This is a genomic window from Comamonas sp. HJ-2 (assembly GCF_053615495.1).
In genome coordinates this window covers 1-23,276 of sequence record NZ_JBSIFD010000031.1, presented here as the reverse complement: position 1 = coordinate 23,276, position 23,276 = coordinate 1, and the positions used below count along the sequence as shown (strand labels likewise).

Below are 23,276 nucleotides of genomic sequence, written 5' to 3'. Positions count from 1 at the left end.
GATTCAGTTTTTATCGGTTGAGGCGCTCTGGCACAGGTGCTCGACCAGCAGTTGCGCGACGGGCGAGAGTGCGTCCTGGGAGCGTACGCAGAGCATGAGCTGGCGCTCGGCCCAGACTTCGTCCAGGCGGATGCAGCGCAAGGGCAGGGCGCCCATGTAGATATGGGCGCTGCCCTCGGGGAGAATGCCAACGCCCAGACCGGCGGCCACCATCAGGCACAGGGCGTCATAGCCGGTGACCTTCATGCGCAGGCGCGGCTGCAGGCCCTGGTCGGCGGCAGAGCGGGTGATGAGATGGTTGAGCGCGCTGTCGGCATGCATGCCGATCAGATCATGCTCGATGACCTGCTCCAGGCGCAGCCTGTGCTCGCCGGCCAGCGGATGGGATTGGGGCATGACCACGGCCAGCCGATCCCGGCGATAGGGGCGCAGGCTGATCTTGCTGCCGTAGCTGCCGTTGTTGAGCAGGCCGATGTCGGCCTCGTTGTCGGCTACGGCACGTGCGATATCGGTGCTCACGCGCTCCTGCAGCCGTACATCCACCAGCGGGTGCCGGCTCAGAAAGCTTTGCAGCTGGGCCGGCAGAAACTGGGTGATGCTGGAAATATTCGCCATTACCCGCACATGGCCGCGCAGGCCTTGCTCGCCGCCCTGGGCATAGTCCTTCATCTGCGTGGCGATGCCGTCCAACTCGTTGAGCACGCCGCGCGCCATGTTCAGCAGTGCGTAAGCGGCGGCCGTGGGCTGGCTGCCCCGGTTGCTGCGTGTGAACAGCTCAAGCTGCAGCTGGCCCTCCAGCTCGGCCAGGCGGCGGCTGGCGGCCGAGGGCGCAATGTGCTCGCGTGCCGCGGCACGCGCGATGGCGTTCTCTTCCATCACGGCCACAAACAGACGCAGGGTGATCGGGTCCAGTTTCATGAGGACTGCATTATCCGACCTGGCTATGCCCAAATGCGATGGCAGCTTCGCATTTCAGCGTTTTGCAGGACTGATCTTCAAGGGCAAGATGATTGAAAAGCTGTTTCGCCTGGTGTTGGTCAACGCAAAGCGGCACAGCAAGACAACCATCAAGAGACAAACGGATGATGACGATGAATATCCAAGACCCCGCAACGCAGACCGCCACGCCGCGCGCGCTGGAAGGGGTGAAAGTGGTGGAAATGGGCCAGCTGATTGCCGGTCCCTTCTGTGGCAAGACCCTGGGCGAGTTTGGTGCCGATGTCATCAAGATCGAGGCGCCGGGTGCGGGCGATCCGCTGCGCAATTGGCGCCTGATCAAGGAAGGCACCTCCGTCTGGTGGCAGGTGCAGTCGCGCAACAAGCGCTCGGTCGCGCTCGATCTGCGCCAGCAGGAGGCGCAGGCCGTGGCGCGTCAGCTCATTGCCGAAGCCGACGTGCTGGTCGAGAACTTCCGTCCCGGCACGCTGGAGGGCTGGGGCATGTCGCCCGAGGAGCTGCACGCCATCAACCCCGGCCTGGTGATCCTGCGCATCTCTGGCTACGGCCAGACCGGCCCCTATCGCGACCTGCCGGGCTTTGGCGTGATCGGCGAAGCCATGGGCGGGCTGCGCCATCTGACGGCCGAGCCGGGCCGGGTGCCGGTGCGCGTGGGCGTGTCGATAGGCGATACGCTGGCGGCCCTGCACGGCGTGATCGGCGTGATGATGGCTCTGTACCACCGCAAGGTGAATGGCGGCCCGGGCCAGGTGATCGACGTGGCCCTGCATGAGGCCGTGTTCAACATCATGGAAAGTCTGATCCCCGAGTACAGCGCTTTTGGCGCCGTGCGCGAGGCCGCCGGCAGCGCGCTGCCGGGTATTGCGCCCTCGAATGCCTACCCCTGCCAAGATGGCTGGGTGCTGGTGGCGGGCAATGGCGACTCCATCTTCAAGCGACTCATGACGGCCATCGGCCGCCAGGATCTGGCCGATGCGCCCGATCTGGCCGACAACGCGGGCCGTGTCCAGCGCGTGGCCGAGATCGATGCCGCGATTGGCACCTGGACGCAGGCACGCAGCGTGCAGACGGTGATGAACGAGCTGGGCGCGGCACGCGTGCCGGCCGGCAAGGTCTACACGGCCAAGGATATTGCCGAAGATCCGCATTACCGGGCGCGCGAGATGATTCTGACCCAGCGCACCCGCGATGGTTTCGAGCTTCAGGTGCCTGGCGTGGTGCCCAAGCTTTCGCTGACGCCGGGCACGGTGCGCAGCAGCGCCCCCCATGTGGGCGACGACACCGATGCCGTGCTGGCCGAGATCGGCCTGAGCGCCGAGCAGATCGCGCAGCTGCGCGCCAAGGGGATTGTCCAATGATGGCCGCCGACCTGAATACGAAGGTGTGGACCGGTGCGGGTCGCCGCATCCATATGAACGAAGTCGGCACGCGCGACGGTCTGCAGATGGAGCAGGCCTTCGTGCCCACCGAGGACAAGATCGCGCTGGTCAATGCGCTGTCCGAGGCGGGCCTGTCCAAGATCGAAGTCACGGCCTTTGTCTCGCCCAAGGCCATACCGGCCCTGCGCGACGGCGAGATCGTGATGCGCGAGATCGCGCGCCGGCCGGGCACGGTCTATACGGCGCTGGTGCCCAATGTGCGCGGCGCGGAGCGTGCGATCGATGCGCAGACCGATGAGCTCAATCTGGTGATGTCGGTCAGCGAGACCCACAACCTCTGCAATCTGCGCATGCAGCGCAGCCAGTCCTTCGAGGCGCTCAGGCAGGTGATCGCCACGGCGCAGCAGGCGGCAACGCCCGTCAACGTGTCGCTCTCCTGCTGCTTCGGCTGCCCCATGGAGGGCGATGTGGCCGAGGCCGAAGTGCTGGACTGGGTGCAGCGCTTTGCCGATCTGGGCGTGCAGGGCATCACGCTGTGCGATACCACGGGCATGGCCTATCCCAGCCAGGTGCATTCCATGGTCCTGGCCTTCAAGGCGCGCTGGCCGCAGCTGGGCCTGACCCTGCATTTCCACAATACGCGCGGCATGGCGCTGGCCAATGTGCTGGCCTCCATCGCTGCGGGTGCGGATCGCTTCGACGCCTCGATTGGCGGTCTGGGCGGCTGTCCTTATGCGCCGGGCGCATCGGGCAATGCCTGCACCGAAGAGATCGTGCATGCGCTGCAGCTCATGGGCTATGACACGGGCACGGACCTGGACCGCATCGTCGCGGCCGCGCGCAGCCTGCCGGCGCTGATAGGCCACGAGACGCCCAGCCAGATCGTCAAGGCCGGTGCGCGCTGGGATCTGCACCGGCCGCCAGCGGATTTTGCCGAGATCAAGGAACGCGCCCAGGCCAGGGCCTGAGACGGTTTTCGCCCCTGCTGCAGCGGCTCTTTCGGGGGAAGGAGCTGGCGCAGTTCAACATTCCAACAAGGAGACAAACATGACTGTTCAACGTCAACGCCTTTATTTCATGCTGGCTGCGGCTGCTGCCACCGCCGGTCTGGTCAGCGCCCCGGCCATGGCCCAGGGTAGCTATCCCAGCAAAACCGTGCTGATGATCGTGCCCGCCGCCGCAGGCGGTACCACCGATCTGGCCGGCCGCATGGCCGCACAGGCGCTGGCGCCGGTGATCGGGCAATCGGTGGTGGTGGACAACAAGGGCGGCGGCAACGGCGCCATCGCTGCCAATCTGGTCAAGCGTGCGGATGCCGACGGCTATACGCTGCTGATGCAGTACTCGGGCTACCACGTCATCTCCCCGCACCTGACCAAGGCCAGAAGCTGGGAGCAAAGCGACTTTGCCCCCGTCGCCAATGTGCTGTCGGCACCGCAGATCATCGTTGTGCGCTCCGATCTGCCGGTGAAGACGCTGGCCGAACTGGTGAGCTACACCAAGGCCAATCCCGGCAAGCTCAACTACGCCTCGTCGGGCAACGGCTCGCTGCAGCATGTGACGGGCGCCATGCTGGAGCAGCAGGCCGGCGTGAAGATGGTGCACGTGCCCTACAAGGGCACGGGCCCGGCGCTGCAGGACTTGCTGGGCGGCCAGGTGGACCTGACCTTCGGCACCGCGCCTCCCTTCATGCCCCATGTGCAAAGCGGCAAGCTGCGCGTGCTGGCCGTGACGGGCAAGCAGCGCCTGCCCAGCCTGCCCAATGTGCCCACCACGGCGGAAGCCGGCTACCCGGGCGTGAACGCCACTTCCTGGTTTGCCGTGTTTGCGCCCAAGGCCACGCCACAGCCCGTGATCGACAAGCTGGCTGCCGATATCAAGAAGGTGGTGGAGGACCCCGCCTTCAGGAAAAAGGCCGAAGAGCAGGGAGCCACGGCAGACTATATGAACCCGCAGCAACTGGCGGCCCTGGTCAAGACCGAATACGGCAACTGGGCGCAGGTGGTGAAGTCGTCCAGAATCGAAGCCGAGTAAGCTGCAGGGCGCAGGGATTGCCCCGAATCCCTTGGGTCTAAAAAAGGAGCTGCTATCGCTTGACAGATAAGGATCTCAGATTGAAAAGTATCTGAAATTCAATCTCATCAAGCGCTTGCAGCTCCTTTTATTGATATGCAGAACGCTACCCGGTCGTTTGAGTCGCTTGCTGCCGGATTCGTCCACATGCGCAGACAATAGCGCCCATGTCTTCCACGCATTCCGCCGAACTGCTGGCCCAGGTGGCCGCGCTGCCGCCATTGCCGGGCGTCTATCGCTATTTCGATGCTGCCGGAGTCCTGCTCTACGTGGGCAAGGCCATCAACCTCAAGCGTCGCGTTTCCAGCTATTTCCAGAAGGAGCATGGCGGCACGCGCATAGGCCATATGGTCAGCAAGATCGCGAGGCTGGAGACCACGGTGGTGCGCTCAGAAGCCGAGGCGCTGCTGCTGGAAAACAACCTCATCAAGACGCTGTACCCCAAGTACAACATCCTGTTCAGGGACGACAAAAGCTATCCCTATCTCAAGATCACCGGTGTGGCGCATCGTGACGGCAAGGAGGGCGAACCTGCGTTTCAGGAGTTCCCACGCATCGCCTACTACCGCGGCGCCGTGGACAAGAAGCACCGCTACTTCGGCCCCTATCCCAGTGCCTGGGCGGTCAAGGAAAGCATTCAGCTGCTGCAGAAAGTCTTTCGGCTGCGCACCTGTGAAGACACGGTGTTTGCCAACCGCAGCCGCCCCTGTCTGCTCTATCAGATCAAGCGCTGCACCGGCCCCTGCGTGGATCTGATCTCGCCCGAGGCCTATGCGCTGGATGTGCGCAATGCCGAAGCCATGCTGCGCGGCGAAACCAGCGAGTTGTTGCAGCAGCTTGAAGCGCGCATGATGGCGCATTCCGACAAGCTGGAGTTCGAGCAGGCGGCCGAGGTGCGCAACCAGCTCACGGCCCTGTCGCGCGTGCTGCACCAGCAGGCGATCGAAACCACGGACGACAAGGACGTGGACATCCTGGCCGTGCGCGTGCAGGGCGGCCGCGCCTGCGTCAACCTGGCCATGGTGCGCGGCGGCCGCCACCTGGGCGACAGGCCTTACTTTCCGGCGAATCTGGGCGATGCCGCATCGGTCTACTCCAGCGAGGAAGAGGTGGACGCCGCAGCCGGGGCACGGCCCGTGGAGGAGCTGGTGCTGGAGGCCTTCATTGCCCAGCACTATGTCGGCGTGGCCGTGCCGCCCACGCTTGTCGTCAGCCATCCCGTGGAGAAGCGGCTGGTGGAACTGCTGACCGAGCAGACCGGCGTGCGCATCACCGTGGTCCAGCAGCCGCGCGAGCAGCGCCGCATCTGGCTGGAGATGGCACAGAAAAATGCCGACATCCAGCTGGCCCGCCTGCTGGCCGAAGAAGGCTCGCAACAGGCGCGCACGCGCGCCCTGGCCGAGGCGCTGGATCTGCCGGTCGAGAATCTCGACGAGCTGACTATCGAATGCTTCGATATCTCGCACACCAGCGGCGAAAGCACCAAGGCGTCCTGCGTGGTGTTCCATCACCACAAGATGCAGAGCAGCGATTACCGCCGTTTCAATATCGAAGGCATCACCGGCGGCGACGACTATGCGGCCATGCGCCAGGTGCTCACTCGTCGCTACAAGCCCGTGGCCGAGGCGCAGCGCGAGGCGGGCGGCGCCGAGCTGACCGGCAAGCAGCCGCATCTGCCGGATCTGGTGCTGGTCGACGGCGGCAAGGGCCAGGTCAGCATGGCGCGCGAGGTCTTCACGGAACTGGGCCTTGATCTGTCGCGCATCGTGGGCGTGGAAAAAGGCGAGGGCCGCAAGGTCGGCCTCGAAGAGCTGGTGTTTGCCGATGGGCGCGACAAGGTCTACCTGGGTCATGACTCGGCGGCGCTGATGCTGGTGGCGCAGATTCGCGACGAGGCGCACCGCTTCGCCATCACCGGCATGCGCGCGGCTCGCGCCAAGGTGCGCACAGGCAGCAGCAGTCTGGAAGATATTGCCGGCGTGGGGCCCAAGAAACGGGCGCGATTGCTGCAGCGCTTTGGCGGCGTGCGCGGCGTGGCCGATGCCAGTGTGGACGACCTGATGACGGTGGAAGGCATTTCCGCAACGCTGGCCGAAGAAATCTACAAGGCACTGCATTGATGCAGGCTGCGCGAGCGCGAATCCGCGCTGGCGCTGCGTGCTCGTGACACAATGACACCCATGTTCTTCACCATCCCTACTGTGCTGACCCTTACGCGGATCGTGGCGATTCCGCTCATCGTGGGGGTGTTTTACGCGCCGCTGGATCAGGCGACCCGCAATCTCATCGCCACCGTGATGTTCATCGTGTTTGCCGCCACCGACTGGTTCGATGGTTATCTTGCGCGCAAGCTCAATCAGACATCGGCATTCGGTGCTTTTCTAGATCCCGTTGCCGACAAATTTCTGGTCTGTGCATCGCTGCTGGTACTGGTTCATCTGCAACGCGCCGATGTGTTCGTGGCGCTGATCATCATCGGACGCGAGATCGCAATCTCGGCGCTGCGTGAATGGATGGCTCAGATCGGTGCCAGCAAGAGCGTGGCCGTGCACATGATCGGCAAGGCCAAGACCATGGCCCAGATGGTGGCCATCCCCTTTCTGCTCTATGACGGAGTGGCGTTCGGAGTGATCGATACCGGCGTCTGGGGGCAGTGGCTGATCTGGATTGCAGCGGTGCTGACCGTCTGGTCCATGGTCTACTACCTGCAAAAGGCATTGCCCGAAATTCGTGCCAGGCTCTGAAGTCCGAAGTGGACCTCTCTGAAAGCGCTTGTTCATCAAGCGCTTTTTGCTATCTGGCGGGCTGCTTTCGGAGCGGCAAAAGACTTTGCGGCGGCGCATCGCATGACTTGATCGGACTGCAGATTTTGTCAATTGTTGTCAATCGGTGAAGCCGACACGGAAGAAGCTTGAAAAAAGCCGCTGTGGATGGCCGAACCCGCTCAAAAACCGCATAGAATCTGGTTCTGTCGCTGGAATGCGCAGCGCGAGTTGGCGTCAAAAATGTCAGCGGCTTCAGGTAAAAATGGGCTTGCCCATACGCAAAAACTGATAGGCTGGCTTCCGTCTTTATCGCGACTGGTTTCTTGTTACGCAAGACTTGCGTTTGCAGAGACATTCCATTCACTTATTTCTCGAGAGGCATCTTGTGAATAAAACCGAACTGATTGAGCACATCGCTAACAACGCCGATATTTCCAAGGCCGCAGCTGCGCGTGCACTGGACTCCACGATCGACGCAGTGAAGAAAACACTGAAAAAAGGTGGTACAGTATCGCTTGTTGGTTTTGGCACATTTGCTGTTGGCAAGCGTGCAGCTCGCACCGGTCGTAATCCTCGCACCGGCGATTCCATCAAGATCAAAGCGGCCAAGGTGCCTAAATTCCGTCCGGGCAAAGCATTGAAAGATGCTCTGAACTGACACCCAGTTTTAGTGGGTCCTTAGCTCAGTTGGTAGAGCGGCTCCTTTACACGGAGTAGGTCGGCGGTTCGAGACCGTCAGGACCCACCACTAAAAAACTAAAGAAATCAAGGGCTTAGAGCGATCTAAGCCCTTTTTCTTTGCCCTCTCTACCAACCCGAATAGCCGTCACAAGCCGCCTCTACCAACTGAAAATCGTTGTCTACCAACTCTGCAGGGATTAGTATGGCGCTCCTTTTTGGGAGGCTAGATGGCAGGCAAGAAACAGTTCGCAAATGGATCGTGGCAGTACATCTTCAAAAGGAAGGGTGTGCTGGACAAGCCGTTGTATCTCACGTTTTCCACAGAGGCGGAAGGCGATGCATATGCGGCCAAGTTGGAGGCGTTGCTGGCGCGCGGCATCGTTCCTCTTGAGCACCAACAGACAGAACAGGTTTTGACCATCGCTGACCTCGTTGGCGATTATGAGCGCGAGGCCCATCCCTCGCCCAAAGATGTAGCGTCGCTGAAAACCATCCTGCCGGTCCTCGGCACTGTGCGCTTGACTGAAATCAATGCCGCTTGGGTGGATCAATGGATCGCCAAGATGAAACGTATTGATAAGGTAGCGCCCACTACGATTCATGCGAAGGTCGGCGCACTCGCCCGCGCCACGGACTGGGGAATGCGCAAAGGCTTCCTCACAATGCCTGACCATGCGCTTCGCTCGCTGCCAAGCGGCTACGCTCAATACACCAAGGCTGACGCGGCCGTGGCTGGAGTGCAGCGAAAAGACAACGAACGGGACCGGCGCCTTGAGCCCGGCGAGTGGGAAAAAATCTTGGAAGTGATCGCCACGGGTGTGCTGCCCCGCACTCAGCGGCCCCTGGTGCTTGAGGGGCGGCGGGACAAAGTGGCGTTGAAGTGCATCACAGTGCTGGCTGTAGAGACTGCGATGCGGATGCGTGAAATGTACACACTGCGCTGGAGCCAGGTGGATCTGCCACAAAAGACAGTTTTCCTGGACAAGACCAAAAACGGAGACAAGCGGCAAGTTCCGCTATCGTCGGTGGCACTGGCGGAACTGCGCGCGTTCAAGCCAAGTGATGCCGACCCTGCTGATTTAGTGTTCCCCTTCCTGCAGGGGGAAGAGTCACCGAAAGTGCTGAATGACACGACTGATTTCTTGTCGCGGCTGTTCGTGGATATTTTTGAGCGCGCCGGCGCAAAGGGGCTGCTGTTCCATGATCTGCGCCACGAGGCGACGAGTCGCTTGTTTGAGCGCACCAAACTCAGCGAGACGCAGATCATGAAAATTACCGGCCACAAGAGCCACCGAATGCTCATGCGATACGCAAACTTGCGCGGATCGACCTTGGCCGATGACCTTTGGTAAGCCGCTCGGCGGTCTGGTCAAGGATGACTTTTTCTGCATATCTGTGCACATCACTGGTTCGCATCACGTAGGCGCGACCAATGCGGCCAGCCGGCAGCTCACCGCCGGCAATGAGCTTTTCAACGGTGGAACTATGCACCTGAAGAATCTCGGCCGCTTCTGTGACGGAGCAGGTGAAATTGTTTGTGGCTTTGGTCATAGTGCTATCAATAGTTAAGCCCCTCTCGGGGCTTTCTGTTTTTCAGGGGAAGCGAAATAGGGTTCAGGGCTAGGAATGCCTGCAGATACAGATCCCATAGGCGCTGGCCATCGAGACAGCGCGCCTGCTTTCCCGGCGTGGCGCCGGCAGCTATGCAGGTCGGGCATTTGAAATGGTGGGCTATGTAGGCCGCGTCTTCTGGCAGGCCCACGGTGCTGGCGCTGGTCTGCACGGTCATTCCTGAACGTAGATGCCTGAAAGGTCGTCATCCGGCCAGGCCTCCTGCATTTCCGCGATCAAGGCATCCACGACTGCGGGCTTGATGGGGTGATAAGCCTTACCTTCGTGAAAGACGGGTTGTGCATCAATGACCACGATCACCTTGCCTTCGCGCAGCTGATCCATTTCGAAAAACAAGGTCTGGGCCAGCAACTCGCGCAGCTCCTCGGGTCGGCAGGGCGTGCAAGCTGCCGGAGCCAGCTTCCCGTCATACGTCACGACGATGACTGTGAAGCCGTCTTTCAGAAACGCGGATGCCAGGGCCTGGGCTGCCCCGGGGGCCGATGCCTGTGTCGTTTTGAAGCGCCCGACATATGGGACAGGCTCTGCAGCCTTCGTAGCTTCTTCCATTGGGTGCTCCCTAAAAGCAGAACCCCGCTCAGTGGCGGGGCTCTGGGTGGTTGATGGGTTCGCGCCATCTGTCGCGCTTGTCGCCGCGGTCGCGGGCTCGCTTGCTCATCCCTGCGCTCCTTCCTTGGCTTGGTACATGAACACTGGAAATCCATCTGGTCGCATCAGATAGCTCAATTCGATGCCACGCGGTTTGCACTTCCACTCGACCATGCTGGCGTGCAGGTACTTGCCCATGAGCTTGCGCCAGTCGTCTGGGATCAGGGCCATGACGCCATCGCTGGATAGTTGGTTCCCACCCTGCGTTTTGATGACAGCGGCAAGCATGTCGGCATATTCATCGCTCATAGCCATTCCGGCCTGGGCACACTCGCGAGGAGTGCCCCCAGGGAAGGGCCAGGCCTGATAGCGCGCAATGTCTAGCACCGGCGCTGGCGGCACTTGAATCGTGCAAGCAAGGCTTGCGGCTGAAAACAGCTCAGTTTGCATGCTCACCCCCTTGCGCTGCCTGGGCGGCGCGCTGTGCCAGGACAGTTTCAATCTCGACTCCGTGATGCATGGCTCGCAGGGTCAGAGTGCCGCCAAACCGCGCATGCAGATCAGCAGCAATGTCTTCTTGGTAGCCTTCGCGGTGCAGAGCGCAAGCTGTCTTGATGTGCTCCACCAGCACCTTGTCTTGGTGCTGCAGTTCCAGGCTGTAGACGATCTGCTCGCTGTTGGCCGGGCAAGCGGCCACGAATGTGTAGCGGTAGGTGTTCAAAGCAGCATTCCTTGTTCAACTTCCGGCTCTGCCGGCAAGGGAGTCCAGATTGCAGGAGCGTTCTGGGATTCGATGCGCGCACGCATGACAGCGGCGCGGGCCTCTTTGGTAGGCGGGGTGTATGTGCCGCGCCATGCCTGATTGATGCCGATATTTCGGCCGATGTTTGTGCTGTCTGCGCTGGCGAACGGCAAGCGTCTGAACACCTCGGGATTAAGCATCCGCAGCCCGTGCAGGCGCACGCCAGGGCGCCCCTGGTCGTCGCAGACCACGGCCATGGCCTGGCCAATTCGGTCCCACCATGCAGCGCTGCCCACAGTGGCGAACTCGCCAGAGCTTCCGATGCACAGGCGCGGCCAGTCGCTGGCCATGCGCTCCAGCCGTTCTAGGCTCTCATGCATGTGCCAGACCGGTGCACCAAAGAACCGGCCAAGCGGCCACTCAGTCAGCAGCGCATCGTTGTCGGCTTCGGTGCCGTCGATAACGTCAGGCACCACCGCGAAGTCGCAAGCGGGCACCATCTGCGCGTCGGCTGCCCAGGCATAGAAGTCGCTCCAATCGGTGACCGGCTTGCCTTGCTTCCAAGCTGTGAATGCTCCGTTATCAATAGCAAAAGACTGACATACGGAAATGGCAAGGGCTAGATTTCGCGGCTCGGAAAAGCTCACGAAACCATGCCCTGCTTGCAATACCTGGGCTGCCGCTGTCTCTGGGGTAATTGGCAGGCCGTGGTAATGGATCACGGGTCACTCCCCCTTTGCTGCCGCGATAGCGGCGCGGTCGATGCGTTCCATATCAGCCAAGAGCAGTGCACAGGCTTTTTCGAGGTTCCGGCGTCGGTCAGAGGGCTTGAACCAGCCAGCGCCCCAGCCAACCCACGCCGCTAGGTAGCTGGGACTGAGCGCGCCAGGTCGAGCGCCTGACAGATTCGCTAGCGCGTAACAGGCTGCAGCGATGCTCAGGCTGCCATCGCTGTGCTCGTCATCGTGGTCTGGGTCGTAGCCTTCGGTGCTGACCTGCCGCGCACGCTCGGCCAGCACATCGCGCGCTGCTGGCGTCAGCGCATCCCGCGCGTCTGCCTGCGCCTGGGGTGCTGCAGTGGTGCGAATCGACACCGGCTCAACTTCGTAGTCGTCGCTGGTTTCGTCTGGCACTTTTGTGACTCGGAAAACCTCTTTCCAAGCGCGTATGGACGCCTGCAGCTCGAATTCCTCGCCCAGCGCGCGGCCATCAACAAAGTCGCAGTCGTCGGGGCAATCACTCCATGTGTCGCCTTCATCATTGGAATAGCAGTTCGCTACGGGCACCGCCTGCGCGGGAAGTCCGGTAGCAGTAGCCAGCAGGGCGCGCAGCTTGGATTCGATGGCTTTCCATGCGGCGCGCTCTTTCGAGGCCCTGTCTTTTGCGCAATCAATTTCCTCTTGAGTTGCTTCAGAGTGTTGAGCGTCTAGCTCTGCCTCTCCGCGCAAATGGGATTCCATGCCCCATTCATCCACTAGCCCCATCAGTTCGCTGATGACTGCATCAGGCTCAGGCAGCACCACTGGCGCGGCTGCTGCCCGCTGCCCATCCATGGCGGTGCAACGCTGCACGCTGCGGCAGTAGTTGGGCGTGTCACATGCCGGGGTGGCGGCAAGCGCGGTGGCTGCGGCGAGCATTGCCCGGTATCGCTCTTGAAAATCCGCGCACTGAATAGTTGTCATATAAAACAATGCAGGCGTGGATTCAGCTCGGAATGCTCTCGCCATTTCCTCAGTGCTGTTCACTGGCACCAGCTTCCAGCCATCAGGCACTGCCACGGCTGCGGGCGCTGCCTGTGCCCGGCCTTCGTCCAGACCTGCATGCCATGCGGCTTGTTCTGCTGCGGCTGGCTCCTGAATCTGGTGCAGGCAGGTGCTGCGCGCTGCGAGTGCCGCTTGATAGCCCAGCACCCACATAGCCTTGTCATTGGTGTTCAAGCAGTCAGGTGCATCTGCGATCGTGATCTTGTCTTGCATATAGGTGGCTCCCAGAATGAGAAAAGCCCGCGGCGGCGGGCTGGGGTGTTGGTTAGGTGGCGGATGCCTGTTGCTTCGCGTTGTCGTAGGCCTTGATCCCCCAGGCGATGGCATAGCAGTTCCAGAGGAAATGGAATTTGAATTCCTTGCAGTTCCACTCCCAGCAGTCTTCCATCTGAAAGCCAGGCACGTCATCACATCGAAAGTCGCGGGCAGCGTCGTAGGCTCGCACTTCGCCATCATCGGCAGTCGATAGAACTTCATCGTTCAGAGCACTCCAAAGCGCGGCCTTGTCGTCGCTGAATTTGTCGCGCTCCGCCTGGGTGCTGTATTCAGCATCGGGTTCGCTGCACTCCGCCCAGCTATCAAATGCCTCTTTGACATGCTGCCGAAAACTATCGGCACTAAATTCCATGACATCCCTTGGCGCCGGCGCGAGCAGCTTCTCGTCCCAGTAGCCAGGGTTGATTGCCAGTCGATCGGCGCGTCCTGTTTTGTTGAAATGCTCTTGATCAGTGCGAAAGAACTCGAACATGTCCTGCAAGCGTCGGAATACGAAAGTTCCCATATCACCATCGATGCACAGCGTGCCTGGCCAAGTGATGATGTCGAACCAGTAGGCGCGGCTGTTCGGATCTTTGAACCGCAAATGACGGTTCACACCGTCGTCGCGCACGACTTCCATCTGGTGTGCTTGCGCATCCTTGAGGAAACGATCCTCGGTGCATGCAATTTCTCGGGGCATTCGTGTCTCCAGAAATAAAAGCCCGCTCAGTGGCGGGATGGGGTGTTGGTGGTCAGGCGACTTTTCGGAGCTGTCCTGCTTCGCTGTAGTTCGCGGCCACGATGGCGCGAGAGAGGGGAGGGCATACGCTGTTGCCGCACATACGGACCTGGGCGGTCTTTGTGATGGCCTCACCGGCTGCGCCGCGGTCGATGATGTAGCTCTCAGGGAAGCCCTGTGCGCGGTACAACTCGCGCGGCGTGAGCATGCGCAGACCGATGTCCACAATGGCATAGGGCTCGCCGTGAACCATGACCAGACCCATGCGGTCCTTCGTGGGGATGGTGTGCATGGGATCTGCGCAGCTCGCGTCCTGGCCGCCCTCGCTGTAGTACTTCACCAGAAAGGCCCGGACTTCGCCCGCATGGCCGCCGCCCGCCGTCAGCGTCGGAAATGGCTCGTCGTGCGACTGGCCGAACTGGTTATTGCGCAGCTTGACCATGTGACTGGTGACCAGGCCTGCGGTCGCGCCTTGGGCGGTGACGGTATTGAGCGGCGCGGCCACATCGCGGATGCCATGGCTGAATCGCTTTGTCCCATCCTTGCCCTCGCCGTGGCCCAGATGCACCAGGTTGGCAGTGACCAGGCCCATGGTGTTGCCCGTGCTCGGCCGGGCGGGCGTGCCGCCGGCGGTCACGGTATGCAGGGGCTCGTCTGCTGCTGAGCCGACACTGCCCGCGCGGAACTTGGTCATGTGAGCAGTCACAAGGCTGTGATGGTCCACGCTGGTGACTGTTCCTATGGGATCCTGCAGGTCACTGCCGACCACGCCCGTGTAGTGCTTGGCCAGGAAGGCCTGCACCAGGGCATGCTTGGGGCTGCCCACCACGGTGCCGAGTGGCTTGTCCAGCCCGGGCACGCGCGGCGCTTGGCCGGCGCGCTCTCCATATCCCGTTTGCACCAGCGTCGGCACGGCAAGAGCTTTCTCGCCCCGATTTGCTCCGGTGATCGTCTTGAATGGCTCGCCCAGCGATTCGGTGCGGTCGCCGCCCTGGTGTGTCAGAGACACGATGAAAGGCTTGGCAGTCTTCACCACATAGCGATCGATGCCCTTCGCAATGCGCCTGCATGTGGCATCCGCGAGGGGGCGCTCGCGCTCGAAGATGGACGGCGCGGCAATGCTCCAGTCGATGCACTCGGCTGCAGTGCGCCAGGGCTTGAATCCCTTGGAGACCTTGCCGCTCTCGTCGGGCTGGGCATGGGTAGGCTGCGGCCAGTTGATGGGCAGGCCATCGCGTCGAGCCACCAGAAACAGACGCTTGCGGATGGTCGGCGCTCCGAAGTCGCAGGCGCGCAGTTCCTTCCATTCGACCTTGTAGCCCAGGTTGCGTAGCTGGCTTACCCAGCGCTGGAAGGTCTGGCCCTTGCGCTCAGGGCATGGCCGCGAGTCCACGCCAAGAGGGCCCCAGGTCTGGAATTCCTCGACGTTCTCCAGGCAAATGACGCGAGGGCTGGTCAGCTTGGCCCACTTGATCACCACCCAGGCCAGGCCGCGAATCTTCTTGCTGACCGGCTTGCCGCCCTTGGCTTTGCTGAAGTGCTTGCAATCCGGGCTGGCCCAGAGCAGGCCGACCGGCTGTCCGTCTGTGACTGCCAGCGGGTCCACCTCAAACACATCGCTGCAGAAGTGGCGCGTTTGCGGATGGTTGGCAGTGTGCAGGCTGACTGCTTCGGGGTCGTGGTTGACGGCAATATCGACATGGCGGCCAATGGCCTGTTCGATACCGGTGGAGGCTCCACCGCCGCCAGCAAACAGATCCACGACCAGCTCAGTGTGGACGGGCAGCATAAATTGAGGGGTAAGCATAGGGCTCCAGAAAGCAAAAAGCCCGCTCAGTGGCGGGCTGTGATTGGTGGCGTGGTCAGTGACCGCAGGGCAGACTGCCGTCGGGCAGCGGGTGGTTGCGAGCGCCGCAGCTGATGCAGAGCGGCGGTGCTGCAGCTGGCGCGCTGTGGCCGGTGCACCTCACTGCAGTGATGCCGTCGGGGTAACGCTGGATCGGCTGCATGCGTGCAAACTGCAGATCCGCGCAGGCCTTGGAGCCATTGGCGCAGGTCGTGCACATGCCGCCTTTGGGAATGTGTGTGTTTGTCATGAGGTGTGCGCTGCCCAGCTATGGGCAGTGGAATACTGAGGGGCGGCTGATGCTTAAGAAACGGTCTTCTTGATTTCTTGGAGTTGCACATCAAGCCATCCCGCCTTGACGGCCAGCTCCTTGCATTGTTGAGCTGCCTCCTGAAGGATGTAGGGCTTGCTACGCACTGCAGTGCGCTTGGCTGTGCGCAGCCACGCAGTTTGATCAAAGGGCTCTGGCGGCTTCCCGCCTGCCTTCTGCGCCATCTGGCATAGCCGCTCGTGCGCCTGCTTTGCCTCATCCAGCAGACCAGGCGCGATACCTGAGACGCGCCAGCCCTTGTGTACGGACACAGGACCCGCCTTGGCAGCCAGACGCCGCTGGCGCTCGAGCTCCATTCCTTGAGCTCGCATGGCGGCCATGCGGGAATCGGTGATGGGGTCGCCGTTGTGATTCACGAAAGTCAGACTCATGGGAGCCTCCGAAGAAAAAGCCCACTCATTGGTGGGCACCTGGCTATTAGAAAAATCAATCCCAAGCCAATAAACATATAGTTACATTCAGCGCTTTGATTTGTTCACCTGAGTACGAACCACGTATGGCACTTGATGATCGAACGCGCAGATTGCTTGAGGAGTGGGAGGTCAAGCACGGTCTGTCAGTCATCCAAAAGAGGCTTGATATGGGCTTGTTTGAGTTCGACCGTGAAAAGCAAAAGAATTGCTATTTATGGCTTAAGGCACGACAAGTCACTCTCTGGACTTCTATTGCTGGCCGACTTGCTTTAGGAAGTGCCGCAGTGGCTGCGTTAGTCGTTGCTTTCACATCTGCGCTGAGGTGATGGTTACCAGCTTGCGCTGGCAGCCCGCGTGGCGGGCAGGTCACCCAGGCCGTTGCGGCCTTCGCCGCCAAGGGCTTCGATCAGGTCGGGAATCAGACGCGACAGCTCGCCCGTGGCAATCGCCACATCGGTATCGAAACCGCCATCGTCCTGGCTGTTGCCATCCATGACCGCATCGAGCAGCACGATGTTCTTGATCTGCAGGCCTTCGGTGAGCACAAAGCTCACGCGGTCATCCCAGGTCATGGCCAGCTTGGTGGGCAGCTTGCCGTGCTCGATGTGCTTGCGGACCTCATCAATGTCCAGCGGGTGGCGCGCGTAGCGCACGACAGCCTTGGACTCGTCCGTGGCCTTCAGCTCTGTCTCGCGGTCTGCGGTGAAGCCGGCGGGCGGCTCCTGTGTCATCAGCCAATGCGCCATGGCGGCCTGTGGGCTGGTCTGGGTGTCCAGCAGTGCCAGGGCAAAGCCGGGCAGGCCTTCGACCAGCAGCGTGACCACTTCATCGGCGCGGCCCTGCGCGCTGGTATCCAGCACCAGGGTATGGGCCTGCGGGTCGATCCAGACCCACATGCTTGCCTGCTGAGTGAAGGCCATTGGCAGTAGATCCAGCTTGGCCTCGTCCTTGAGCTCGCGGCGCTCCTTCTTGCCTGGCTTGCGGCCCTCGGTCTTTTCGATGTGCTCGGCCTTTTCGTTGACCTTGCGATTGAGCACGCTGGCCGGCAGCACCTTGGCCTCGGTCATGAAGCGCATGACCCACTGACCAGCCACGGATTCGACCAGAGGACTGTGCTGCTCGCCGCGCGGCGGCACCCAGCCCACGGAGCGCTCCTGCGTGGCGCCGCACTCCTCAAAGACGGTTTTTTGCAGGGCATCCGCCAGGACCTGCAGATTGCCTTGCCAGCTCTTGGCAATGCGGTAAATGATCATGCTCTTGAACATTGGGACTCCAGAAATAGAAAAAGCCCGCGGGGGGCGGGCTTGGTGCGAGTGAATAGAAGGGTCCCAGGAGATGGGGAGCCGGGAAGGTGCTATTTGGGGCTAAGCGGCGTGGCGCAATGGGCAGAGGGCTTTTCAGCGCAGAGCGTTCTTGGTGAGCAATGCGTGCGCCCATCACATCGCTGTTTGGGTGCTTTGATCGTGGTGTTTGTCAACACTTCGACTGCCCGTGCACGTTGATGCTCATTGAAAGGGCTTGCGGCAGACCGCAGCTGCAGCGGGTAGTACGCGGTGCAGGTTTTCCACGCAATCAATGGGATCAGCGAGTACACAAGGAGTCGAAACAAGGTATCCCTGCCGTTTGGATTGTTCAGGAATGTTAACTTATGTGACGGCTTAATCATCCCTAAATAATCACATTGGCTTTTCCTTCAAGCACTGCACAGTCTTATCGTCCAGCCACTCGGCATGCATGCCCGGACAGGCGAACTCGTCGCGCAGGCTCTGTGTGATGCTTTGGGGTTCGTCGGCTTGGGCATCGGGCGCGGACAGCCAGGCTGCGAGAAGTAGGGCGCCAACGATGACCAGCAGAGAGTCAACAATCGTCTTCAGCATGAGGATCTCCTTTTAGCTATCAAAGCTGAATGCTCAGAGGGGCCAGGCTTCTGGCGTGAGTGCGATCACCACGGCCGCACCGACCAGGCAGAAGAGGCCGAAGCCGGTGAGCGCCCATTGCGCCGCGAGTAGCAGCTTTGTGGTTGGGGCGGTGGCGGGAGAGGAATGCATAGAGTCTCCTGTAGGCAAAGAAAAAGCCCGCGAGCGGTTGCTGCGGGCTTGAATAAAGAGCCGGTGACCCTTTCGGGCCATGCCTGGGGAAGAGGTCAGAAAGGGAGGGAGGAGTTAACCCCAGACCCGGCGTAACAGGTAGATGGCGTCGAATTGTGCATGACGCGTTTAGGGTGATCAATAGGAGTTTGGCTTGCATCAAAGGGGGTAGAGTCATCTGGTGTGACCACTGTCGCCACGACGCAAAGCGCCGAGTTCTCAATTGCCAGCGGCCCAGGCCCATTCCTGAGCTGCCGTACCTGCTCGAGTGGTCACACCGGATGGCCCCGCTAAAGCCCTGCGGGGGAAGGCACATGCATGCCGCATGCTGGCTAAACGCTCACATTTCAATCTCCAATCGGCCTTGCTCAGATGGCCAAGCGGCGCTCAATCTCCTGCAGGTCAAAAGCGGCCGAACGCAGGAAATGGGTCAGGTTGTCGACCTTTGACACCAGTGGAGCTGTAAGCGGTTGCGATTCCTCGCTGCCAGTGCTTGCAGGGGTAGGGGCGGCAGGGGTGAGGACGGGTTCCAGGCGGAAGAAGACGCGATCCAAAACGTCGCGCAGTGCTACGACCTGCTTTTCCAAGCGATCCAGCGATTCGGGAACTGGCTGGGCTATTGGCTCCGTGGGTCGCTTCTGTTCAGCTGCCATTGACATGTTTAAGGAGTTGAGGTGGCTCATGGGCTTTCTGATGGTTGGTGGTCAAACCGCAGCGCCCTGTCTCAAGGCGCTCTGGTTTCCCTCCTGATGACGCTCAGGAGGCCGCGCCGATTACTCGGTGGGCTTTTCTGTTCTTGGTATCCCTGAATACCTCAACAGGTTTCTTTTCTTGGCATCCCGTCTACCTCACCCCGTACCGTCCCAGGGGCTGGACTCTCAGCGTCGGCACCTTCTTCTGCTGGTGCCACATCTCGTTCGCGTTGCCTGATCCCATCCGGGGGCAGAGCGCTACTGGCCTTGTGTGAGCGATCCTTTCACCCCCTTGCACTTGCGTGTCTCTTGGAAGTGCGGCCGATCTCGCCGCTTGCCGATTGGTGACCCGGCTCGACTGCCGGAAGAACAAACGGTGCTGGCTCGATCACTTGGCACCCATCGCTACTGTTTGGTGCAGCGATGGATAAACTTTAGCCTAGAGCTAATAAATTGGTCAATAGCTCTAGGCTAAATTTATACTTAAAATTTCCATGAGCACACACCACGCAGACGTAAAAAAGCCCGCTCGGGGCGGGCAGGAAGGAACGGAGATGTTGCAGATACTCCCCAGGATGGATGCGGCGCAAGGCGTCGTGATCAATGGCTACTTGGTGCCGCGCTTGGAGACTCGCGAGGACCCGGCAAGCGGTCAATGGAATGTGATTTATGACGGGCGCTTTGGAATTACCGCCACCCTAGAAGAGATGCAGCGTTGGCTCTGGCTACTTGCACAGGTACAAGCCGTGGGAGAGGGGTACTCGTGCCACGGCGCAAACTCTGTCTACAGACCCAATCCACATCAACAGAAGGTGATGAGCATTGGATCGGTGATCAAGGACACTCAGGAAGGCTGAGCAGGTTGTTTGGCTGCTCGCCGTCGTTCTGTGTCTTTAGATATTTATTGCCAGCAGCGCTGACTGCAACGACGACCCATACGGAGACACCATTAACGCTTGCATAAAACCGCCATTCCCCGCGCTCTATGCCGGCAATGGCTTGATCCAGGGGCAAGTTCCAGCGCGTGCCATTGGCGTTAACTCCTCCAACGCGCGAGATGCGCTCGTGCGCGCTTTGACGATCCGACTTGGTGATGCATTGGATCTGAACATTCGTAGTCATAAGCTCCTCAGTCAAAACCCACGATCCGCGTGGGCGCGGTTGTTTGCTCGGCGTTAATAGATACGACTTTCAACAGCGTTAGCCGCGCCATTTCTTCCAGATTAGATACCCAACACCAATGATCAGCGCGCCCCAGAACATATCGCTGAGGGTGGCGTCGCTTTCCCCCATGGCTTCATCAATGCCGTAGCGGTCGGCATGGGCGCGCATGCTGATAAGCAGGGCTGCGCCAGCGGCACAGAGTTGTTTGATGGGTATTTGCAGCAATCAATCGTCCTCTTCATAGCCGTAGCTACCGCTGGGTGTGTAGCTGCTGCCTGAGTATGGGTTGCCGTGGCTGTCAATGCCGCTGCTATAGGTGGAGTTGCCGATGCGCTGAGTGGTGCCTGACCAGCTATTGCCGTTGGCTGCTGTTCCATTGTGATAAGTAGTATTCCCAATGGTTTGGCTTGTTTGGCTCCATGTATCTCCGCGGCTATTGCTACCCTGTACGTAGGTTTGGTTGCCAATTCGTTGGACGTTGTAGCTATTGCCCGAGTTATCGGTGCAGTAGCTAAATGCCCCTGAGCCAGTGCATGCGGCATGGGTGAACCCGGAGGTCAAGGCCAAAGTAATGGCAAAAAACGTTGGTTTCATATCACTCCCTCTCTAGAAATCAGGGTATTCATAAAAGCTCGCTATTGCGGGCTGTGCTTTTTAGGAGACGGTTCTATTTGAAAAAGCGGCGGTGTTCCACCATTGTTCCAATGATCTCAATGGGCTGTTCGTCGGAGCGCATGGTGGGGTAGTCCTCGTTCAGAGGGACAAGCTCAAAAACTTCATTTCCGAGTACATCGATAGAGCGGGGGCGGTACTTCTTAAAAGTTGCCTCCTCCCTCCCGTTCTTCGCTGCAACAAACGAACCGGGGCGCGGCTTTACAGAGGGGTCAATGATGACTGCGTCGCCCTCCTTGAAGTCAGGCTCCATCGAGTTGCCGCGAATGGTTAGAACAAAGGTTTCCTTTGAGTGCTTGTCACTGGTAATGAGCCAGTCGTGAGCATCGCTGGGCTGAAATACGCTAACGATTTCAGTCCAAAGCCCGGCCTGCACGTATGAGATGACCGGGACGCGGCGAACGCCCTCCAACTTGGTGAATTCAGCGTTGGAACCACCTGTGGTGCTTAGCTCTTCGCGGAGTGCAGGTTGGTCCATCCAGCCTTCGGGCTTGTTCGTCTTAGTCTCAATCTCTCTTGCAATTGCATTGCTCATCACCCGGGGCTTGCCTGTCTTGGAGTTGAGCGAGGCATTAAGCCACTGGCTGATTTGGGCGGGAGCTTTGCCAATTACTTCGGAGAGCGCGGCTTGACTGCCGGCTTCTTTGATGAGCCGGCCGAGGTTCTCACGGCGCGTAACGTCAATGGGTTGCATGTTTTGAGTATTTAGCAAATGGCTAATTGCGGCAATGAGCCTTGAGCTATTGACTTGCATTAGCCTTAGGCTAAAATTTGATGCATGAAGCTATCGGAATACCTCAAGACTTTAGAGCGAGGCGGAAAGTCTTCGTTTGCCCGAAAGATCGGTGCACACGCCTCCGATCTCTCGGATTGGTGCAGTGGTGAGCGGCCGATACCGGCACGCTACTGCGCAGCAATAGAGCGCGAAACCAATGGGGTGGTGACTCGCGCCGAGTGCAGGCCTGACGACTGGCAGGTCTATTGGCCTGAGCTCTCTCAGCCATCCACCCCAGAAAAGGAGGTGGGCCATGACTGACACCACCAAGCGCATTGCGCAACGCCGGCAGCTCAAACGTGCCCGCGCCGCATATCGACGCTCCGTGCAGAGCGCGGCTGTTGTGAAGGCACTGCACCGGGCGATGCATGCCCCTGAGGTGATGGCGGTTAGCCCTGTTGATGGTTTGCGGCTGTCATCCAGTCCAGGTGCGACTTCATCTTTTGAAAAGTGCTTTTCCCACCATGAAGAAGTACGCCTGGCTGCACCTGCATCAGCGCCGCGAGGCGTTCTGCCGTTGCCGCGATCTGGTCGCTCTCTGATGAGTTTTGAACTGTCGAGCGGAGCAAAAGCATGAGCGCCATTCTTTGCGCAGCGCTTTCCTCCAGTTGTTCCTCCAAGAGTTCGATGCGCTTGGAGAGCATCTGCACGATATGTAAATTTTGCTGGAGCGCTTCGGTCAGCGCTTCGATGTCGTTGTTCATGTCCGCCCCTCGCGGGAATGGTTGTGTAGGAGCTTCCATTCTGCCCCGGGAGGCGGTGGGCACCCAGGCGCAGCACGCCGCGCAAAACCGAATCTCCTTGGCTTTGGCCAATCGCTACCCGGCGGGCTCCCCGCTGTGGCACCTGTTCAACAACTTCTATCGCCATACCGTGCACAAAGCGGATTGCGCGGAAAACCTGCACGAGGAGGTTATGCATGACTAACTCCACCAAGCGCATCGCGCCACTCTTCGCTCACCTGTACAAGGCTCAGAACACTGCGCTTGCGGCTGTAGTAGATGCGCTCAAGGGTCTGCCGCCCGAAGACGCTTAAGAGGTCTTGGATCACGCCATTGCCCATCTGGCTGGTGACGAGTTCACGCCCATGTTTGCCCGCGGCATTGCCGGCCCGTTTGGCAAGCTGGACACCCCGGCCAAAACTTGGCTTGACTCGCGTACCGACGAGCTTTTCCGCCGGAAGGCCGCCGAGCGCAACCAGGACGGATCCAGCGCTCAGCGCGACTGCATGTACGCATGGGTGTATGGCAAGACATACACGCTGATGGTTGCTGAAAAAGCTTTGCATGACGCCAATGCTATGGACATCCGCGCACAAATGGCAGTGCCATTTGAGGGCCGCGAATTCGGAGGGCATGGCCGATGAGTCTGAATTCGACACTTTCCCCAGCGGCCGTGCCGCTGACGATGAGCAGCCGCGAGATTGCTTGGTATGTCGGCACCCAGCACGACAGCGTGCTCAAAACCATCCGCCAGTTGATCGAGAGGGGTGTCGTTTTTGGAAACGAGACCCTCTACACGCACTCCCAGAACCAGCAGGCCTACCCGGAGTTCCTGCTGGACTACCGCAACACCATGGTGGTTGTGTCCGGCTACAGCGCGGAGGTGCGGGCCAAGATCATCGACCGCTGGCAAGCGCTGGAGTGTTAATTTCCACGCAAAACTGACCCGCCATTTCCATCTCAAACTGACCCACCCTTTGGCTTGAGCCGTAAGGCT

General features: G+C 60.2%; 32 protein-coding genes and 1 tRNA gene. 13 read left to right on the top strand and 20 right to left on the bottom strand.

Annotated features, from left to right (window positions below; all coding sequences use genetic code 11):
• Positions 1 to 3: 3 nt before the first annotated feature.
• Positions 4 to 918 (bottom strand): LysR family transcriptional regulator, encoded by a 915-nt coding sequence (locus ACWGXF_RS21270; protein WP_256630137.1) that lies wholly within the window; start codon positions 916 to 918, stop codon positions 4 to 6.
• Positions 919 to 1,082: 164 nt separating this feature from the next.
• Here ACWGXF_RS21270 and ACWGXF_RS21265 point away from each other — a divergent pair, with 164 nt between their 5' ends.
• From ACWGXF_RS21265 to ACWGXF_RS21230, 8 genes are all read left to right on the top strand, one after another.
• Positions 1,083 to 2,315: a CaiB/BaiF CoA transferase family protein gene (locus tag ACWGXF_RS21265; RefSeq protein ID WP_452102469.1), complete on the top strand. Its 1,233-nt coding sequence runs from the start codon at positions 1,083 to 1,085 to the stop codon at positions 2,313 to 2,315.
• The gene (locus ACWGXF_RS21260) at positions 2,312 to 3,304 is read left to right on the top strand and encodes a hydroxymethylglutaryl-CoA lyase (protein WP_452102468.1); all 993 of its coding nucleotides are present in this window, start codon (positions 2,312 to 2,314) and stop codon (positions 3,302 to 3,304) included. Before ACWGXF_RS21265 ends, ACWGXF_RS21260 begins: the two co-directional genes overlap by 4 nt.
• A 79-nt stretch (positions 3,305 to 3,383) precedes the next feature.
• Positions 3,384 to 4,370: a Bug family tripartite tricarboxylate transporter substrate binding protein gene (locus ACWGXF_RS21255; protein ID WP_452102467.1), complete on the top strand. Its 987-nt coding sequence runs from the start codon at positions 3,384 to 3,386 to the stop codon at positions 4,368 to 4,370.
• 206 nt (positions 4,371 to 4,576) lie between these two features.
• Positions 4,577 to 6,529, top strand: coding sequence for an excinuclease ABC subunit UvrC (gene uvrC / locus ACWGXF_RS21250; protein WP_452102466.1), 1,953 nt, complete (start codon positions 4,577 to 4,579; stop codon positions 6,527 to 6,529).
• Between the two features lie 60 nt (positions 6,530 to 6,589).
• The gene (gene pgsA / locus ACWGXF_RS21245; RefSeq protein WP_003066269.1) at positions 6,590 to 7,153 is read left to right on the top strand and encodes a CDP-diacylglycerol--glycerol-3-phosphate 3-phosphatidyltransferase; all 564 of its coding nucleotides are present in this window, start codon (positions 6,590 to 6,592) and stop codon (positions 7,151 to 7,153) included.
• Between the two features lie 406 nt (positions 7,154 to 7,559).
• A complete protein-coding gene (locus ACWGXF_RS21240; protein WP_003056615.1) occupies positions 7,560 to 7,832 on the top strand; it encodes an HU family DNA-binding protein in 273 nt (90 codons plus the stop codon).
• Positions 7,833 to 7,846: 14 nt separating this feature from the next.
• Positions 7,847 to 7,922: transfer RNA gene (locus tag ACWGXF_RS21235), tRNA-Val, on the top strand.
• Between the two features lie 160 nt (positions 7,923 to 8,082).
• Positions 8,083 to 9,207 carry a site-specific integrase gene (locus ACWGXF_RS21230; RefSeq protein ID WP_452102465.1) on the top strand — a complete coding sequence of 375 codons (1,125 nt, stop codon included), beginning with the start codon at positions 8,083 to 8,085 and terminating at the stop codon, positions 9,205 to 9,207.
• On the opposite strand, the gene ACWGXF_RS21225 is transcribed toward ACWGXF_RS21230, so the two are convergent.
• From ACWGXF_RS21225 to ACWGXF_RS21180, 10 genes are all read right to left on the bottom strand, one after another.
• Positions 9,155 to 9,406, bottom strand: coding sequence for a helix-turn-helix domain-containing protein (locus tag ACWGXF_RS21225; RefSeq protein WP_045839636.1), 252 nt, complete (start codon positions 9,404 to 9,406; stop codon positions 9,155 to 9,157). The genes ACWGXF_RS21230 and ACWGXF_RS21225 overlap by 53 nt on opposite strands.
• Before the next feature lie 234 nt (positions 9,407 to 9,640).
• Positions 9,641 to 10,036, bottom strand: a complete 396-nt coding sequence (locus ACWGXF_RS21220; RefSeq protein WP_041743989.1) for a hypothetical protein — start codon at positions 10,034 to 10,036, stop codon at positions 9,641 to 9,643.
• A 105-nt stretch (positions 10,037 to 10,141) separates the two neighbouring features.
• Positions 10,142 to 10,384 carry a hypothetical protein gene (locus ACWGXF_RS21215; protein WP_452102464.1) on the bottom strand — a complete coding sequence of 81 codons (243 nt, stop codon included), beginning with the start codon at positions 10,382 to 10,384 and terminating at the stop codon, positions 10,142 to 10,144.
• A gap of 130 nt (positions 10,385 to 10,514) precedes the next feature.
• Entirely contained in the window at positions 10,515 to 10,796 is a 282-nt protein-coding gene (locus ACWGXF_RS21210) for a hypothetical protein (protein WP_452102463.1), read from the bottom strand.
• Entirely contained in the window at positions 10,793 to 11,539 is a 747-nt protein-coding gene (locus ACWGXF_RS21205) for a hypothetical protein (protein ID WP_452102462.1), read from the bottom strand. The genes ACWGXF_RS21210 and ACWGXF_RS21205 overlap by 4 nt, the downstream gene beginning before the upstream one ends.
• Positions 11,540 to 11,542: 3 nt before the next feature.
• Positions 11,543 to 12,793 (bottom strand): hypothetical protein, encoded by a 1,251-nt coding sequence (locus tag ACWGXF_RS21200; protein WP_452102461.1) that lies wholly within the window; start codon positions 12,791 to 12,793, stop codon positions 11,543 to 11,545.
• 52 nt (positions 12,794 to 12,845) lie between these two features.
• Positions 12,846 to 13,538 (bottom strand): hypothetical protein, encoded by a 693-nt coding sequence (locus ACWGXF_RS21195; RefSeq protein ID WP_452102460.1) that lies wholly within the window; start codon positions 13,536 to 13,538, stop codon positions 12,846 to 12,848.
• Positions 13,539 to 13,590: 52 nt separating this feature from the next.
• Positions 13,591 to 15,384: a DNA cytosine methyltransferase gene (locus ACWGXF_RS21190; protein ID WP_452102459.1), complete on the bottom strand. Its 1,794-nt coding sequence runs from the start codon at positions 15,382 to 15,384 to the stop codon at positions 13,591 to 13,593.
• Between the two features lie 55 nt (positions 15,385 to 15,439).
• Positions 15,440 to 15,673: a hypothetical protein gene (locus ACWGXF_RS21185; RefSeq protein WP_054074941.1), complete on the bottom strand. Its 234-nt coding sequence runs from the start codon at positions 15,671 to 15,673 to the stop codon at positions 15,440 to 15,442.
• A 53-nt stretch (positions 15,674 to 15,726) separates the two neighbouring features.
• The gene (locus ACWGXF_RS21180; protein ID WP_452102458.1) at positions 15,727 to 16,125 is read right to left on the bottom strand and encodes a hypothetical protein; all 399 of its coding nucleotides are present in this window, start codon (positions 16,123 to 16,125) and stop codon (positions 15,727 to 15,729) included.
• 125 nt (positions 16,126 to 16,250) lie between these two features.
• On the opposite strand from ACWGXF_RS21180, the gene ACWGXF_RS21175 reads away from it, so the two are divergent.
• A complete protein-coding gene (locus ACWGXF_RS21175) occupies positions 16,251 to 16,493 on the top strand; it encodes a hypothetical protein (RefSeq protein WP_054074942.1) in 243 nt (80 codons plus the stop codon).
• Between the two features lie 3 nt (positions 16,494 to 16,496).
• Here ACWGXF_RS21175 and ACWGXF_RS21170 read toward each other — a convergent pair whose 3' ends face one another.
• From ACWGXF_RS21170 to ACWGXF_RS21155, 4 genes are all read right to left on the bottom strand, one after another.
• Positions 16,497 to 17,432, bottom strand: a complete 936-nt coding sequence (locus tag ACWGXF_RS21170) for a recombination-associated protein RdgC (RefSeq protein WP_452102457.1) — start codon at positions 17,430 to 17,432, stop codon at positions 16,497 to 16,499.
• A gap of 411 nt (positions 17,433 to 17,843) precedes the next feature.
• Complete coding sequence (locus tag ACWGXF_RS21165) at positions 17,844 to 18,044, bottom strand: hypothetical protein (protein ID WP_012838677.1); 201 nt, start codon at positions 18,042 to 18,044, stop codon at positions 17,844 to 17,846.
• A gap of 33 nt (positions 18,045 to 18,077) precedes the next feature.
• Positions 18,078 to 18,215 (bottom strand): hypothetical protein, encoded by a 138-nt coding sequence (locus ACWGXF_RS21160; RefSeq protein WP_165572379.1) that lies wholly within the window; start codon positions 18,213 to 18,215, stop codon positions 18,078 to 18,080.
• A gap of 407 nt (positions 18,216 to 18,622) precedes the next feature.
• A complete protein-coding gene (locus ACWGXF_RS21155) occupies positions 18,623 to 18,937 on the bottom strand; it encodes a hypothetical protein (RefSeq protein ID WP_452102456.1) in 315 nt (104 codons plus the stop codon).
• A 503-nt stretch (positions 18,938 to 19,440) separates the two neighbouring features.
• On the opposite strand from ACWGXF_RS21155, the gene ACWGXF_RS21150 reads away from it, so the two are divergent.
• A complete protein-coding gene (locus ACWGXF_RS21150; RefSeq protein WP_041744174.1) occupies positions 19,441 to 19,803 on the top strand; it encodes a hypothetical protein in 363 nt (120 codons plus the stop codon).
• Here the strand turns inward: ACWGXF_RS21150 and ACWGXF_RS21145 are convergent.
• From ACWGXF_RS21145 to ACWGXF_RS21130, 4 genes are all read right to left on the bottom strand, one after another.
• The gene (locus tag ACWGXF_RS21145; protein ID WP_452102455.1) at positions 19,781 to 20,068 is read right to left on the bottom strand and encodes a DUF3892 domain-containing protein; all 288 of its coding nucleotides are present in this window, start codon (positions 20,066 to 20,068) and stop codon (positions 19,781 to 19,783) included. The genes ACWGXF_RS21150 and ACWGXF_RS21145 overlap by 23 nt on opposite strands.
• A 78-nt stretch (positions 20,069 to 20,146) precedes the next feature.
• Positions 20,147 to 20,335 carry a hypothetical protein gene (locus ACWGXF_RS21140; RefSeq protein WP_012838676.1) on the bottom strand — a complete coding sequence of 63 codons (189 nt, stop codon included), beginning with the start codon at positions 20,333 to 20,335 and terminating at the stop codon, positions 20,147 to 20,149.
• Positions 20,336 to 20,704 carry a hypothetical protein gene (locus ACWGXF_RS21135; protein ID WP_080692949.1) on the bottom strand — a complete coding sequence of 123 codons (369 nt, stop codon included), beginning with the start codon at positions 20,702 to 20,704 and terminating at the stop codon, positions 20,336 to 20,338.
• Positions 20,705 to 20,777: 73 nt separating this feature from the next.
• Positions 20,778 to 21,536, bottom strand: a complete 759-nt coding sequence (locus ACWGXF_RS21130) for a LexA family protein (protein ID WP_229228405.1) — start codon at positions 21,534 to 21,536, stop codon at positions 20,778 to 20,780.
• 24 nt (positions 21,537 to 21,560) lie between these two features.
• Here ACWGXF_RS21130 and ACWGXF_RS21125 point away from each other — a divergent pair, with 24 nt between their 5' ends.
• A complete protein-coding gene (locus ACWGXF_RS21125) occupies positions 21,561 to 21,818 on the top strand; it encodes a transcriptional regulator (protein ID WP_080692948.1) in 258 nt (85 codons plus the stop codon).
• Between the two features lie 128 nt (positions 21,819 to 21,946).
• Here the strand turns inward: ACWGXF_RS21125 and ACWGXF_RS21120 are convergent, their stop codons facing one another.
• On the bottom strand, positions 21,947 to 22,261 hold the full coding sequence (locus tag ACWGXF_RS21120; RefSeq protein WP_012838674.1) for a hypothetical protein: 315 nt from the start codon (positions 22,259 to 22,261) through the stop codon (positions 21,947 to 21,949).
• 338 nt (positions 22,262 to 22,599) lie between these two features.
• On the opposite strand from ACWGXF_RS21120, the gene ACWGXF_RS21115 reads away from it, so the two are divergent.
• Complete coding sequence (locus ACWGXF_RS21115; protein WP_452102454.1) at positions 22,600 to 22,923, top strand: hypothetical protein; 324 nt, start codon at positions 22,600 to 22,602, stop codon at positions 22,921 to 22,923.
• Entirely contained in the window at positions 22,920 to 23,207 is a 288-nt protein-coding gene (locus ACWGXF_RS21110; protein ID WP_452102453.1) for a Rha family transcriptional regulator, read from the top strand. Before ACWGXF_RS21115 ends, ACWGXF_RS21110 begins: the two co-directional genes overlap by 4 nt.
• The last annotated feature ends 69 nt before the right edge of the window (positions 23,208 to 23,276 follow it).

Coding starts and splice junctions, on each gene's coding strand:
- ACWGXF_RS21270 (WP_256630137.1), bottom strand. CDS start 918: ATGAAACTGGACCCGATCACCCTGCGTCTGTTTGTGGCCGTGATGGAA.
- ACWGXF_RS21170 (WP_452102457.1), bottom strand. CDS start 17,432: ATGTTCAAGAGCATGATCATTTACCGCATTGCCAAGAGCTGGCAAGGC.
- ACWGXF_RS21155 (WP_452102456.1), bottom strand. CDS start 18,937: ATGAGCCACCTCAACTCCTTAAACATGTCAATGGCAGCTGAACAGAAG.
- pgsA (WP_003066269.1), top strand. CDS start 6,590: ATGTTCTTCACCATCCCTACTGTGCTGACCCTTACGCGGATCGTGGCG.
- ACWGXF_RS21150 (WP_041744174.1), top strand. CDS start 19,441: ATGAGCACACACCACGCAGACGTAAAAAAGCCCGCTCGGGGCGGGCAG.
- ACWGXF_RS21175 (WP_054074942.1), top strand. CDS start 16,251: ATGGCACTTGATGATCGAACGCGCAGATTGCTTGAGGAGTGGGAGGTC.
- ACWGXF_RS21215 (WP_452102464.1), bottom strand. CDS start 10,384: ATGAGCGATGAATATGCCGACATGCTTGCCGCTGTCATCAAAACGCAG.
- ACWGXF_RS21160 (WP_165572379.1), bottom strand. CDS start 18,215: ATGCATTCCTCTCCCGCCACCGCCCCAACCACAAAGCTGCTACTCGCG.
- ACWGXF_RS21230 (WP_452102465.1), top strand. CDS start 8,083: ATGGCAGGCAAGAAACAGTTCGCAAATGGATCGTGGCAGTACATCTTC.
- ACWGXF_RS21225 (WP_045839636.1), bottom strand. CDS start 9,406: ATGACCAAAGCCACAAACAATTTCACCTGCTCCGTCACAGAAGCGGCC.
- ACWGXF_RS21145 (WP_452102455.1), bottom strand. CDS start 20,068: ATGACTACGAATGTTCAGATCCAATGCATCACCAAGTCGGATCGTCAA.
- ACWGXF_RS21220 (WP_041743989.1), bottom strand. CDS start 10,036: ATGGAAGAAGCTACGAAGGCTGCAGAGCCTGTCCCATATGTCGGGCGC.
- ACWGXF_RS21165 (WP_012838677.1), bottom strand. CDS start 18,044: ATGCTGAAGACGATTGTTGACTCTCTGCTGGTCATCGTTGGCGCCCTA.
- ACWGXF_RS21180 (WP_452102458.1), bottom strand. CDS start 16,125: ATGAGTCTGACTTTCGTGAATCACAACGGCGACCCCATCACCGATTCC.
- ACWGXF_RS21110 (WP_452102453.1), top strand. CDS start 22,920: ATGAGTCTGAATTCGACACTTTCCCCAGCGGCCGTGCCGCTGACGATG.
- ACWGXF_RS21185 (WP_054074941.1), bottom strand. CDS start 15,673: ATGACAAACACACACATTCCCAAAGGCGGCATGTGCACGACCTGCGCC.
- ACWGXF_RS21260 (WP_452102468.1), top strand. CDS start 2,312: ATGATGGCCGCCGACCTGAATACGAAGGTGTGGACCGGTGCGGGTCGC.
- ACWGXF_RS21120 (WP_012838674.1), bottom strand. CDS start 22,261: ATGAACAACGACATCGAAGCGCTGACCGAAGCGCTCCAGCAAAATTTA.
- ACWGXF_RS21200 (WP_452102461.1), bottom strand. CDS start 12,793: ATGCAAGACAAGATCACGATCGCAGATGCACCTGACTGCTTGAACACC.
- ACWGXF_RS21265 (WP_452102469.1), top strand. CDS start 1,083: ATGATGACGATGAATATCCAAGACCCCGCAACGCAGACCGCCACGCCG.
- ACWGXF_RS21190 (WP_452102459.1), bottom strand. CDS start 15,384: ATGCTTACCCCTCAATTTATGCTGCCCGTCCACACTGAGCTGGTCGTG.
- ACWGXF_RS21255 (WP_452102467.1), top strand. CDS start 3,384: ATGACTGTTCAACGTCAACGCCTTTATTTCATGCTGGCTGCGGCTGCT.
- ACWGXF_RS21130 (WP_229228405.1), bottom strand. CDS start 21,536: ATGCAAGTCAATAGCTCAAGGCTCATTGCCGCAATTAGCCATTTGCTA.
- ACWGXF_RS21125 (WP_080692948.1), top strand. CDS start 21,561: ATGAAGCTATCGGAATACCTCAAGACTTTAGAGCGAGGCGGAAAGTCT.
- ACWGXF_RS21135 (WP_080692949.1), bottom strand. CDS start 20,704: ATGAAACCAACGTTTTTTGCCATTACTTTGGCCTTGACCTCCGGGTTC.
- ACWGXF_RS21195 (WP_452102460.1), bottom strand. CDS start 13,538: ATGCCCCGAGAAATTGCATGCACCGAGGATCGTTTCCTCAAGGATGCG.
- uvrC (WP_452102466.1), top strand. CDS start 4,577: ATGTCTTCCACGCATTCCGCCGAACTGCTGGCCCAGGTGGCCGCGCTG.